The organism is Stenotrophomonas sp. SI-NJAU-1 (genome assembly GCF_020883215.1).
Lineage (GTDB): Bacteria > Pseudomonadota > Gammaproteobacteria > Xanthomonadales > Xanthomonadaceae > Stenotrophomonas > Stenotrophomonas indicatrix.
The window spans coordinates 541,653-554,629 of sequence record NZ_CP086598.1 but is presented as its reverse complement, the minus strand read 5'-3'; the positions used below and the strand labels follow the sequence as shown (position 1 = coordinate 554,629).

The 12,977-nt window shown below is 67.2% G+C and carries 8 protein-coding genes; 3 read left to right on the top strand and 5 right to left on the bottom strand.

Annotation, left to right across the window (positions count from 1 at the left end; translation table 11 throughout):
- Positions 1 to 41: 41 nt before the first annotated feature.
- Positions 42 to 2,636 (bottom strand): M14 family zinc carboxypeptidase, encoded by a 2,595-nt coding sequence (locus LMF57_RS02490; RefSeq protein ID WP_229290708.1) that lies wholly within the window; start codon positions 2,634 to 2,636, stop codon positions 42 to 44.
- A gap of 64 nt (positions 2,637 to 2,700) precedes the next feature.
- The gene (locus LMF57_RS02485; RefSeq protein WP_229290706.1) at positions 2,701 to 5,340 is read right to left on the bottom strand and encodes a TonB-dependent receptor; all 2,640 of its coding nucleotides are present in this window, start codon (positions 5,338 to 5,340) and stop codon (positions 2,701 to 2,703) included.
- 195 nt (positions 5,341 to 5,535) lie between these two features.
- On the opposite strand from LMF57_RS02485, the gene queD reads away from it, so the two are divergent.
- Positions 5,536 to 5,898: a 6-carboxytetrahydropterin synthase QueD gene (gene queD / locus LMF57_RS02480; protein WP_229290705.1), complete on the top strand. Its 363-nt coding sequence runs from the start codon at positions 5,536 to 5,538 to the stop codon at positions 5,896 to 5,898.
- A gap of 595 nt (positions 5,899 to 6,493) precedes the next feature.
- On the opposite strand, the gene asnB is transcribed toward queD, so the two are convergent.
- On the bottom strand, positions 6,494 to 8,395 hold the full coding sequence (gene asnB / locus LMF57_RS02475; RefSeq protein WP_229290704.1) for an asparagine synthase (glutamine-hydrolyzing): 1,902 nt from the start codon (positions 8,393 to 8,395) through the stop codon (positions 6,494 to 6,496).
- A gap of 345 nt (positions 8,396 to 8,740) precedes the next feature.
- On the opposite strand from asnB, the gene LMF57_RS02470 reads away from it, so the two are divergent.
- Positions 8,741 to 9,430: a winged helix-turn-helix domain-containing protein gene (locus LMF57_RS02470; protein WP_025878439.1), complete on the top strand. Its 690-nt coding sequence runs from the start codon at positions 8,741 to 8,743 to the stop codon at positions 9,428 to 9,430.
- Positions 9,427 to 10,770 (top strand): ATP-binding protein, encoded by a 1,344-nt coding sequence (locus LMF57_RS02465; protein WP_229290702.1) that lies wholly within the window; start codon positions 9,427 to 9,429, stop codon positions 10,768 to 10,770. Before LMF57_RS02470 ends, LMF57_RS02465 begins: the two co-directional genes overlap by 4 nt.
- On the opposite strand, the gene LMF57_RS02460 is transcribed toward LMF57_RS02465, so the two are convergent.
- Together LMF57_RS02460 and LMF57_RS02455 are read right to left on the bottom strand one after the other, a co-directional pair.
- Complete coding sequence (locus LMF57_RS02460; RefSeq protein WP_229290700.1) at positions 10,767 to 12,239, bottom strand: HAMP domain-containing sensor histidine kinase; 1,473 nt, start codon at positions 12,237 to 12,239, stop codon at positions 10,767 to 10,769. The two genes, LMF57_RS02465 and LMF57_RS02460, sit on opposite strands and share 4 nt — an antisense overlap.
- Positions 12,236 to 12,955: a response regulator transcription factor gene (locus LMF57_RS02455; protein ID WP_229290699.1), complete on the bottom strand. Its 720-nt coding sequence runs from the start codon at positions 12,953 to 12,955 to the stop codon at positions 12,236 to 12,238. The genes LMF57_RS02460 and LMF57_RS02455 overlap by 4 nt, the downstream gene beginning before the upstream one ends.
- Between the last annotated feature and the right edge of the window lie 22 nt (positions 12,956 to 12,977).

The window sequence follows — 12,977 nt, the reverse complement described above, 5'->3', positions numbered from 1 at the left end:
CCGTCCTCCCAACCCACATGGCAATGAAGGCGCCAAACGCCTCAACCCCGCGCTTTCGCCGGATTCACCAGATTCCCGAAGAAGATCGCGTTGATCAGCATCCGATCAGTGCCATGCCAGTACTTGCGATGCGCCGGATCATCAGCAAACAGGATCACGTTGCCCTGCCCCTGCGCCGACACCAGCAGCCATGCACTTCCAGCCACGCGACTGCGGTTGCGCTCGGACAGATACCCGTTCACCCGAGGTGTGTCGTCGATCCGCACCACCGTGGAAAACCCGTTCGTGCTCGGCTGCAGGATGACCGTGTTCTCCTTGTTGATCGCCAGTTGCCGGCGCGGCACGCCGAACGCCAAAGGGTGACTGGGGTCGACGTCGGCGCTGAGGATGTTGCCGCTGACACGCTCGATCGCGGCGATGTCGCGCTGGTCACCGAAGGCGCGGCGCGCGGTGTCTGTTGCTTCCTCGTCCTTGCCCAGCTTCTCGCCGTCGGCAAGTTTCTGTTCGATTGCCCACTTCGCAGCGCTGCCATAGGTGACCAGTGACCCGCCGGCTTGGATCCAGCGCTTCAATGCCGCTACTGCGGCCGCGTCGATGCCGGCATAGGTGCCGCCGGACAGCACGATCGTGGTGTAGCGGTCCAGCGATACCTTGCCCAGCTGCTGTGGGTCCAGCTTGCTGGCCGGCAGGCGCAGCTGCTGGTCGAGCAGGAACCAGGCCGAACCGATTTCGGTGGCTGCCACGCCCTCGCCCATCACCAGCGCGACGGCAGGCTTGCGCAGTGCCTTGACGCCGTCACTGCCAAGGTCGATGCCGTCGCGGCTGCGACCGCTGGCCAGCGCATGCACCTGCACACCGGCGGCCCGCGCTGCGGTGGCGACCGCCTCCTGCAACGCCGCCCCGTGCAGCGGCTGCCCGGCCACCGGTACCACGATGCTGCCCCCGGCAAAGGCCACTTCACCTTGTGCGGTGGCCGCAGTGAATGGCTGGAAGGTGGCACGCGTGGACAAACCCTTGGCCTGCAGGGCGGCCAGTGCGCGGCCCGCGTTGTAGTCGCGCCAGTCGATCACGTAGGCGAAGCCCGCTTCACCGCCGGTCAGCCCGCCCTGCACTGCGGGAACCTCGACCACGCGGGCGCCGCCATCGATGCGGCTGCGGCTGCCGGAAAAGGCCACGCCGTAGGCCGGGGCGATCGCGTAGCTGGTGCTGCCGTAGAACACGTCGCCCTTGATCGGCGGGGTCTCGGCGAAGATCGAATGGACCAGGCGGAACTGCGCCTGCTGCACCGGCACCACGTAGGCGCTGCCCGCTTCGAAACGCTGGCCATCTACGCTGACAGCGCGGTCCAGTGCATGCACTTCAATCCTGTGCAGCAACAGCAGTTCCAGCAGGCGTCGGGTCAATGCCGGATCATGCGCGTCGCCGAACACGAAGCTCTTCACCGGCTGTTGTGCGGCCTGCTTCAGCGCGCTCTGGAAGAAACGCTTCTGCAGATCGAACAGCGCGCTGCGCTCGGTCACCGCACCGCGCACCGTGCCCAACCCGGTGGCAACCTGGTTGCGGATGGTGAACGGGAACGTCAGCAGCCCATTCACCGATTCCTGCACGCGACCGCGCGAGCTGGCCTGCTCCACCGTGACGCCGACCGCGCCGTGGAAATCCGGATAGGTCGAGCCGTACACGGGCGAGAAATTGTCGAAGTTCTCACCGGTGTAGTACAGCGAACCCAGCGCATCGAGCGCCTGGGCGTGGTACTTGGCCAGGGTCTTGTTGAACTCGTACGACGCTGCCGGGATCAACGGGCTATGCATGCTCTTCGGTGATGGCTCGAAGTAGTACGTGCTGTCCTTGCCCATTTCGTGGAAGTCGATCTGCACGTTCGGGTACCACTGGTGGAACTGCGCCACCTTCGGCCGCGAATCCTGCTGCGTCAGTGCCAGCCAATCGCGGTTGAGATCGGTGAAGTAGTGGTTGGTACGGCCCTGCGGGAACGGTTCGACGTGTTCCTTGTCGGCCGGATCGGCCGAGGCCGGATCGGACGCCCAGGCGTTGTGCCAGTTGGCGGCGCGATCGCGGCCGTCGGGATTCTGCGCCGGGTCGAACAGCACCACTGCCTGCTGCAGCCACTGCTGCGTTTCCGCGCTGCGGTTGGCCACCAGGTAGTAGGCGGTCAGCATCGCCGCTTCGCCACTGGAGGTCTCGTTGCCGTGCACGCTGTAGCCCAGCCACACCACCACCGGGCTGTCACCGGCAGCGCTGCGCGGCTGCTCCGGGTCAGCCAGGGTCGCGTGCTGCTGGCGGATCTGTTCCAGCCGCGCGTGGTTGCCTGCAGCAGTGACCGTGGCGATCAGCAGCGGTCGGCCCTCATAGCTGCGGCCGATCTCGCGCACACTGATCCTGTCCGAGTGCTTGGCCAGCTCCTGGAAGTAAGCCACCAGCTGCTCATGGCGGGTGTAGCGGCTGCCGATCGGATAGCCGAGGAACTGCTCCGGCGTGGGAATGGCGGTATCGAATGCCGCCGCATCGGTGGTCTGCGGGAAGAAATAGGCGCTCTGCGCATGGACCGCAGGCGGCAGCGATACGGCGGTGGCGACAGCGAGCAACAACGGAAAAACGGCACGGCGGTGGAAGGACACGGTGACTCCCCTGGAACATGGCAACACAGCCGGCCACGCAGGGTGGCCGGCCGCGGCGGGTGGATCAGAAGCGGTAGTCGAAGCCCAGCGTGAAGTAGCGGCCACGCAGGTCGTACTGGCTGAAATCGTACGGCGCGCGGATGCCCGGGAACGAGGCGTCGTACGGCGGCGTCTTGTCACCCAGGTTCTGCACCTTGGCGTACACGGTCAGGTTGTCGATGCCGGTGTAGCCCAGGTAGAGATCGAACTGGTTGTAGGCGTCGACGCGGCTCTGCACCGCAGCGGCAGCGGTGCTGGCCTTCTGGTCGTAGCCACTGGTGTAGTACCAGGTCACCGCAGCGGTGTAGTCGCTGTACTTCCAGTCCAGGGTGGTGGTGGCCTTGTTCTTCGGCAGGGTGGCGCCGAGATTGCTGCCGGCATAGTCCACCAGCGGGCCACCGACCACGGTCGGGCGCCGGTAGTCGCGCACGTGGGTGTAGGCCGAGGTTACGGTGAAGTCACCGAAGGCGGTGGTCGGGATGCGCTGGCGCAGCTCGACGTCGATGCCCGAGGTCTTCAGCTCGCTCAGGTTCTGGTAGCGGTTGTAGACCGCCTGCAGCTTGCCGCGCTCATCGCGCTGCACGGCACCGGCGACGTTGTCGTTGACCAGGGTCTGGGTGTTGTTGGTACCGACCAGGTTGTCCAGCTGGATACGGTAGTAGTCGATGCTCAGGTTGGTGTTCGCCCATGGCGACAGCACCACGCCGAAGTTCACGCTCTTGGTGCGCTCCGGCTTCAGGTCGCTGTTGCCGACGGTGAAGAAGGTCGGGTTCTGCCGCGAGCCCGGCACGTCCGGATCACGCGGGTCGACCACGCTGCCGTAGGCGATGCTGGTGCTGTTGGAGTTCTCCGACAGCGACGGTGCACGGAAGCCCTTCGACGCGGAGGCACGCACCAGCAGGAAATCCAGCGGCTGCCAGCGCAGGCCGAGCTTGGGCGAGAAGGCGTCGCCAAAATCATCGTAATGATCGGCGCGGGCGGCGGCGGACAGTTCCAGGGTCGAGGCCAGCGGCACGTTGACCTCGGCGTAGGCGGCGCTGACCTTGCGCTCGCCATGCACTTCGGCGATTGCCGGGCGCACCTGCAGGCCGGCATCGATCTGCCACGGGTTGTTCGAATCAAGCTTCTCGCGGCGCCATTCGGCACCGGCGGCGAATCCGATGTCGCCGGCCCAGGTGCGGCCGAGGCTGCCGGAGATCTTCGCATCAATGCCCTGCAGCACCGACTCGGCCGGACGCAGGGTGGCGATGTTGATCGAATCGCGCACCGACTGCGGCGTCGCGGCCGGGTTCAGCAGGTTGTAGCTGCCGGTGGCCAGTGCATTGGCCAGTGCCCAGCGGTTGGCGAAGCCGCCGGAGACGGTTTCGCGCTCGCTGCTGCGCGCGCCGAACGCGGCCACTTCCCAGTCCCACTTCTCGGTGTTGCCACGCAGCCCGAACACACCGCGATAGGCGGTGGACCGGTTGGTCTTGATGGTGCCGCCGAGGTCGAAGAAGGTGTATTCGATCGGGATCGCGCGGCCGTACGGGTTGTACGGATTGCTGGCCGGCAGGTTGGATGACACCGGCTCGGCCAGGCCGGTCTGCGCGTTCAGTGCGAAGCGACCGCTTTCCAGGGTGAAGAACGGGCTGCTGCCGAACCAGGCAGCACTCTTGATCTGGCTGTACAGCACTTCGCCGAACGCTTCGACGTTGTCGCCGAGGCGGAACGTGCCGTTGGCGTAGGCCTGGTAACGCTTGGTGGAGGGAATCAGGGTGGTGTACGGGGCCTGGTTGAAGCCGCAGGTATCACCGGCCAGGCCGTCGATCGGCGCGCTGGCCACGCGGGTGGTGCCGGTGGGGCAGTTGCCGTTGGCATCGAGCATCGGCACCGAGGTGCCATTGACCAGATAGCGTGCGCCCTTGGCCGACCAGCCGTTCCAGCGGCCGCCGGGCTGGTCGCTGTAAATGCCGCTCTTGGTCAGGTTGCGCTCGTCCTGGTCCAGTCGCTCGCGGTTGTAGCCCTGCAGGCTGAAGAGGATGTTGTAGCCGTCCTTGTCGATGTCGCCCAGGCCACCGACGAACTTCAGGTTCTGCTCGTGCAGGCCGCCCTGGTCGGCGCCGCCGAAGCTGCCGCCGATCTCGGCGCCTTCGAAGTTCTGCCGGGTGATGATGTTGACCACGCCGGCCACCGCATCGCTGCCGTACACCGCCGATGCACCGTCCTTGAGCACTTCGATGCGTTCGACCGCCACCAGCGGCAGCGCGTTCAGATCGACGAAGGTGTCCGACAGGCCGCCGGCCGGGAAGCCGTAGTTGGCCAGGCGGCGGCCGTTGAGCAGCACCAGCGTGTTCTTCTGCGAAAGACCGCGCAGGCCGATGCCGGCCGAGCCCGACGCCCAACCGTTGTTGGTGGTCTCGTTGCTGGCATTGCCGGTGTTGGCCGAGATCGAGCGCAGCACATCGGCCACGGTGGCCTTGCCGGTCTGTTCCAGCTGCTGGCGGCCGATCACCTGCACCGGGTTGGAGGCTTCGGTATCGGCGCGTTTGATGTTGGAACCGGTGACGCGCACGGCAGCCAGGGTGCTGGCTTCGCCGCCGGCGTCGGCGGTGGTTTCGGCGGCGGCAGACAAAGGCGCGGCCAGAGCGACGGCCAGGGCCGCCACGAGCAGGGTGTGCTGGGGCATGACGATGTGGGGGAGGTAGTGGAAGGACGAGGTAAGTTCCGCAGTAATCCATGCCTGGCCGGGGTGCGGCCAATAACATCTCTTCATACGGATATAAGAGAAACTATCATCTCTTCATCCGGATGAAAAGAATTTCTTCACAGGAAGGCAACGAAAAGCCGGGCTGATCGGCCGCCCGCGGCGTACAATCGCGCCATGGAAATCTTCAAAGTCTTCATGCTCGAGGCGGCGCACCGCCTCCCCAACGTGCCGCCGGGGCACAAGTGCGCGCGCCTGCACGGCCACTCCTTCCGGGTGGAACTGAAGGTCGAGGGCGAGCCGGGCGCGCAGACCGGCTGGATCATGGACTTCGGCGACGTGAAGGCGGCTTTCCAGCCGATCTACGACCGCCTGGACCACCATTACCTCAATGACATCCCCGGCCTGGACAACCCGACCAGCGAAAACCTGGCCGTGTGGATCTGGAACGAGCTCAAGCCCACCCTGCCGGCATTGAGCGAGATCACCGTGCACGAAACCTGCACCTCGGGCTGCCGTTACCGCGGCCCCGCCGCCTGATCAACCCATTGATCTGAAAGGCCTCAAGGCGCCAGAGATGGCGCCTTCGTGATTTTTGTTGCATTGCCGCATGATCGGCGTATGCTGCATTGCATCAATACAAATGCACGGCGGATGCGACTGGCAGGCAACAGAGCCACCGGCGCGACGCCCACGCTCATTGCATGGGTCCCTCCCCCCATGCAATCCGGACCCGGCAGATCCCTCCCTCTGCCGGGTCTTTTTTTGCCTGGCGTCTGCATTCCAGAGCGCTCCTTCGTCCGGGTCTATGCGAGCTGGAGGGCCCCGCCGGGGCAGGTAGGGGTTTGGGCAAATGTCCCCCGGCGCCGGCCGTTGGCCGTCACCTCCTCCTTTACTTTGCCCAGACCCCTACCCGCCCCGACGAGGCTCGGCTTGCGGCACCAGGCGCGCAGATGCAGCGCTCGCGACGGCCCTTCAATGAGACGCCGACGAGCTCCGGACGCAGGACGGAGGCCCTTGCGTGCGAAGTAAAGGGGGAGGTGACGGCCAACGGCCGGCGCCGGAGGACATTCGCACGCAAGGGCCTCCGCCCTGCGCCAGGAAGATTCGCCGCGCCCGTAAGGATCGCTCCCGGTTATCGCCCGCGATTGCCGTGCCAGTGCTGGTACCACGCCTGGAACATCAACACGTTCCACAGGTGCGTATGCCATTTGCGCTCGCCGCGCAGGAACGCCTCCCAGATCGCGCGCACGCGTACCGCATCGAAGCACCCCTGGTCGCGCAGCAGCTGCGGGTCGAGCAACGCTTCCGCCCAGTCGCGCAGCGGGCCGGCCAGCCAGCGTGCCATCGGTGGGCCGAAACCGCGCTTGGGGCGATGGACCAGCGGGGCGGGCAGGTAGCGCGCCAGCAGATGCTTGAGGATCCGCTTGTGCTCGCCGTCGTGGTACTTCAAGTGCTGCGGCAGGCGCCAGGCCAGGCGTATGACCTCCATGTCCAGCAACGGCGAGCGCGTCTCCACGCCGGCCGCCATGCCGGCACGGTCGACCTTGGCAAGGATCCCCTCGGCCAGGTCCATGCGGAAATCCAGCAGCTGGATGCGCGCTTCCGCCGGCAGTGCGGTGTCCTGCTGCTGGAAGATCGTCGCCGGCTCGCGCGCCCCCAGTACCACCTGGGTCGGCTGCCGCCAGCGGGTGACGCGCTGCAGGTAATGCCCCTCCACGTCGTTGGCGGCCACCTCGGCCACCAGTGCGCGCCAACCGCCAAGCCGACCCCGCTCGACGTTCAAGCGGCTGCTGCCACGCCGCGCAAGATCACGTACCCAGTCCGGCAGGCCACCGCACAGGCGCGCATTGCGCAGCGCGCGGCCATAGCTGGGGTGCCCGAAGAACAGCTCATCGCCGCCGTCGCCGGTCAGCGCCACCGGCTTGCGCGCGCCGAGCAGCTCGCTGGCCAGCAGGGTGGGCAACTGCGAGGCATCGGCGAACGGTTCGCACCAGACCTGCGGCAAGCGTTGCAGCAGTTCCAGGCCCTGCCGGCTGTCCATCCTGTGCAGGTGGTGATGCACGCCCAGGTGCCGGGCCACCTGCGAGGCCCAGTCGCTCTCGTCGTGACCGGGGTCGTCGAAACCCACCGTCCATGCTTCCACCGGCAACGCCGACTGCGCCTGCATCATCGCCACCACCAGCGACGAATCGGTGCCACCGGACAGGAATGCACCGCAGGCCACGGGTGAATGCATGCGCGTGGCGATCGCCTGCTGCAGCACCACCTCCAACTGGTCGGTGGCCTGCTCCAGGCTGGGCGCCGGCTGCAACGGCTGCTGCAGCGCGGATTGCATCGCATCGCGCGCGCACCAGTAGCGATGGCCGCCCTGCGTGGCCTGCGTTGATCCGCCGGCGGCATGATCGTTGAGGTCCACGCGCAGCATCGCCCCGGCCACCAGCTTGTGGATGCCGCGATAGATGGTGTGCGGCGCCGGCACATAGTCGTGGCGCAGCAGCAGGCTCAATGCATCCTGGTCGATGCTGGGAGCGAATCCGGCAAAGGCCTGCAGCGCCTTCAACTCCGAAGCGAACAGGAACTGGCCCTGGTACCAGCCGTAATACAACGGCCGTTCGCCGACCGGGTCACGCGCCAGCCAGAGCTCATGTGCGTGGCGGTCCCAGACGCTGAACGCAAATGCCCCTTCGATGCGCGACAGCGCACGCTGCACGCCCCACTCGACGACGGCCTGCAGCAACAGGCGTGCATCGGTGCAGCTGCGTGGCAGGTCGCGCAGCTGCGACTGCAGGGCCGCGCGGTTGTAGATGCGGCCATCCAGGCACAGCACGTAGCGCCCGCAGCTGGAGCTGAGCGGCTGCAACGGCATGTCGGTCGGCGCACGGCAATGACCGAGGGCCAGCCCTGCGTCGGCATCGGTCCAGTACCCGATGCGACCGCGGCCGCGCTGCTGCAGCGCCCGCAGCATCGGCGCCAGCTGCTGCAGCAGCTGCTCATCGTCGGCAGGCGGCAGCCAGGCCCCGACCACGCCGCTCATCGCTGGCCTCCATGGCAAGGGCAATCAAGGAAAAGCGCGGGACAGGAGGCGGACGGCATGAGGACGGCACGCGGATGGGGAGAGCTGCCATGCTCGGCCCCGCCGAGCGCCACGTCAGTCGTAGCGCTGTCAGCGACCGTCACCGCAGGCGCGGATTGCGTAACGTTTTGTAACAACCCGATTGCTACCGTGCGGCCAAGTCGTTGCCCGGCCTGAGGCCCGGCCCGCGCGCCAGCAACCCCGGCTGAATGGCGCCCGCTCCCTGGACCCGAGCGGCCCGGCAGCTGGGATAGCATCGCCGCGCTCGTGCCACGGCGGTACGGAAGCACCCCGGAGGCCTTGTAAATGCTGGATATCGTACTGGTTGAAGACGACGCTCGGCTGGGCACGATGGTCAGCGACTACCTGAAGCGCCACGGTTACCAGGTCGCCCACGAACGCTGCGGCCAGCGCGCGATCGCCCGGATCCTCAGCGAGAAGCCGGCGCTGGTCCTGCTCGATATCGGTCTGCCGGGCCAGGATGGTTTCGAAGTGTGTCGGCAGATCCGGCCCCACTATGACGGGATCATCTGCGTGCTGAGCGCCCGCACGGACAACATCGACCAGGTGCTGGGGCTGGAGCTGGGCGCCGACGATTACATCGGCAAGCCGATCGAACCACGGGTGCTGCTGGCCCGGCTGCGCGCCCACCTGCGCCGCCACCGCCGGGTCGAGCCACGCGATGGCGCCCTGCGCTTCGGTGAACTGAGCATCGACCCGTCCACCCGCAACGTGCACCTGCAGGGCCGCCTGCTGGAGCTGACCACCGCCGAGTTCGACCTGCTGTTCCTGCTGGCCGGCAACGCGGGCCAGATCCTCGACCGCGATGCGCTGCTGCGTGGCCTGCGCGGCATCGCCTTCGATGGCCTGGACCGCTCGATCGACGCACGCATCTCGCGCCTGCGGCGCAAGCTCGGCGACAACCCGGAGCAGCCCGAGCGGATCAAGACCGTGCGCGGCCGTGGTTACCTGTTCAGCCGATCAGCATGGGGATGAAGCATCCGTCGTCGGCCATGCGTGGCCATGCCTTCCACTTCCTGCGCTACGGCATCGGTTTCCTCACCGCCCATCTGCTGCTGATCGTGGTCGGGCTGTGGGCCTGGGATGCGCTGCTGGAAGACCGCACCGAGGCCAGCCTGCAGGCGGAAATGCGCGGCCCGCACGCCATGCTGCAACATCGCTTCGCCGAAACGCCGCCGGCGCAGTGGCCAGCCCTGGCGCAACAGTTGGACAGCGATTTCGCCTATCCGCTGCAGCTGATGCCGCTGACCGAAGCTGCCGCGATACTGCCGGCGAAACAGCGCAAGGGCTTGCTCAACGGACACGTGCAGATCGAGCTGGACAGCATGCGCAGCCTGCAGCGCGTCGGCAACAGCAGCAGTGCGCTGATCCTGGGGCCGCTGGACCAGGCCCTGCCCGAAGAAGGCTGGCAGGACAGCGAAGCCTCCGGCGTGGCCATCATCCTGCTGATCCTGATGGTGGCGGTGGCATTGCCGATGTACGTAATGGTCTACCGGTTGTGGCGCGATGTCTCGCAGCTGGCACAGACCGCACGACGGATGCGCGATGGCCAGCTCGACAGCCGGGCGCCACGCGCCGGTACCGCGCTGGTGCGGCCATTGGCCAAGGCGTTCAACCACATGGCCGAACAGCTGCAGCTGCTGCTGGACAGCCAGCGCGTGCTGGCCCAGGCGGTGGCGCACGAAGTCCGCACACCGCTGGCACGCATGCGCTTCGGCCTGGCCGACCTGGAAGACACCGGACTGGACGACGCCCAGCGCGATGCGCTGTCCGGCCTGCGCATCGACATCGACCGGTTGCAGCACCTGACCGATGCGGGCGTCGAGTACGCCGCGCTCGGCCGCTGCCATCAGGTCACCCGCCAGCGCCTGCAACTGGCAGCGCTGGTACGCGGCGTGGTCGAGCAGTTCGCACCACTGACGATACCGGTGCAGCAGGACCTGTCACCGGCAGGGCTGGTCAACGTCAACCGGCACATGCTGGAACTGGCGCTGCGCAACCTGCTGGGCAACGCGCTGCGCTATGCGCGCCGGCAGATCCGCATCGTCAGCACGCTCAACGAGGGATGGCTGTGCCTGCAGGTGGAGGACGACGGCCCCGGTATCGCCGTCGAACTGCGCAGCCAGGTGCTGCAGCCCTACGTGCGGCCGGACCTGGCCAGCCCGGGCTTCGGGCTGGGCCTGGCGCTGGTGCAGGTGGTGGCGGACAAGCATCGCGGCCACGTGGAAGTGGCCGATTCGGTGCTCGGCGGTGCCTGCATCCGGCTGCTGCTGCCGATGGAAAGCGGTGTCCCGCCACCGGCAGACAACGTCTAGTTCGCCTCGGCATCGGCACGCGGCAAGGCGAACACGAACAGCGCGCCCTGTTCGCTGTCGCGCAGTTCGATACGGCGGCCATGCAACTGCACGATGCGCTGCACGATCAGCAGGCCGAGCCCGCCGTTCTCGCCACGCGGCGCGCCCAGTGCCGCTGGCGCCTGGAACAGTTGCCCACGCAGCGCCGGCGGCACCCCGGGGCCATCGTCCTGCACCGCCACCTGCACACTGTCGGGCAGCGCCGACAGCTGCACCTGCACACGGCCCCCGTCCGGCGCATGCCGCAGCGCGTTGTCGAGCAGATTGGTCAGCACGCGCTCAACAAGGCCCAGGTCAGCGCGCACCAGCGGCAGGCCCGGCGGGAAATCAGCGTGCAGGCGCTGCCCACGTGCCTGCGCGGCCAGCTCGAACTTCTGCAGTACGTCCTGCAGCAGTTCCGGCAGCGCGAACACTTCCCACTCCAGCCGCACTTCACCGTGCTCCAGCCGCGCCAGTTCAAACAGTGCCCGGGCCAGACGGCCGACCTTGGCGCTCTGCGCCAGCGCGATACCGAGATAGCGACGACGCTCCTGCGGCGACAGCGTGGCTTCTTTCAGCGCCAGCGTTTCCAGGTAACCGTGCAGCGAGGACAACGGCGTGCGCAGGTCGTGCGAGATGTTGGCCACCAGTTCGCGGCGCTGCAGGTCCTGCTGGCGCAGCTGCTGCCACTGCTCGCCCAGCCGCTGTGCCATCTGCGCATGGGCATGTTCGAGGATCTTCAGTTCATCGCGCTCGCCCGCGCGCAGCGGTACCGGCGCTGGCAGTGGCGTCGGAGCGTCGATGTCGAAGGCCTGTATGCGCCGGGTGACCTGGCGCAGGGGCCGGGTCACCCAGTAGAAGGCCACCAGGCCGGCAAGCAGGCCCAGCCCGCCGATCAGCAGCACCGACCAGAGCGTGGTGTGCCATTGGCTGCCGGCGGCCAGATCGTCGGCCAGCATCTGCCGGTGTTCGCCCACCAGCACCACGTACACGTAACCCGCCTGCCGCCCCTGCACCACCAGCGGCGCGACACTGAACACCTTGCGGCCATCGGCACTGCGGGGATCGTCACCGAGGATCGGCAGCGGAGCACCGGACAGCAGGCGCCGCAGCGGTGCCACGTCCACCCGGCTGCGCACCAGGTGGCCGCTGGGTGCATCGTGGCCGAGGATGCGACCCTGCTCATCCAGCAGGTACACCTCGACACTGGGATTGACCGCCATCAGCTGGCCGAACAATGCGCGCACCGCCGCATCGCGCATGCCGCTGGTATCCATCAGCTCGCTGCGCTGGGCGATGTGCTCGGCCAACCCAAGCGACAGGCGCTGCACCACTTCCTGCTCATGCCGGGTATTGGTGCGCATCTGCCAGGCCAGCAGCGCCATGCAGCACGTCAGCATCAGTGCCGACATCACCAGCGCCAGTTTCTGCCACAGGTTCGGCTTGATCATGTGGCCGCCCCGGCCGGGTCGACCAGTTTGTAACCGCGCCCCCACACCGTCAGCAGGCGCCGCGGGTTGCCCGGGTCGGTCTCGATCTTGCTGCGCAGGCGGTTGATGTGGGTGTTGACCGTGTGCTCGTAACCGTCGTGCTGGTAGCCCCAGACCTGGTTGAGCAGTTCCATCCGCGCAAACACCTGGTCCGGGTGGCGGGCGAAGAACAGCAGCAGTTCGAACTCACGCGGGGTCAGTTCCAGTGCATTGCCATCGACGGCGGCAGTACGCGCGACCGGGTCCAACCGCAGCCCGCCGAGTTCGATCGCCCCGGCATCGATGCGCGCGTTCTGTGCCATCGCTTCGGCGCGGCGCAGCAGCGCACGCACGCGCGCCACCAGCTCCGGCATCGAGAACGGCTTGGCCAGGTAGTCGTCCGCGCCCAGTTCCAGGCCGACGATGCGCTGGGTTTCGCTGCCACGTGCGCTGATGATGATGATCGGCACGTAGCGCGCCATCGCGCGTGCGCGCTGGCAGACCTGCAGGCCGTCCACGCCCGGCAGCATCACGTCCAGTACCAGCGCATCCCACGGACCTTCCTGTTCGATCAGGCGCAGGCCGGTATCGCCGCTGGCGGCGTGTGCGACTTCATAACCCTCATCACCCAGGTGCATGCGCAGCAGGTCGGCGATGTGGGCATCGTCTTCAACGATCAGGACACGTTTGGCGGACATCGGCAGCTTCGGGCCAGTGGGG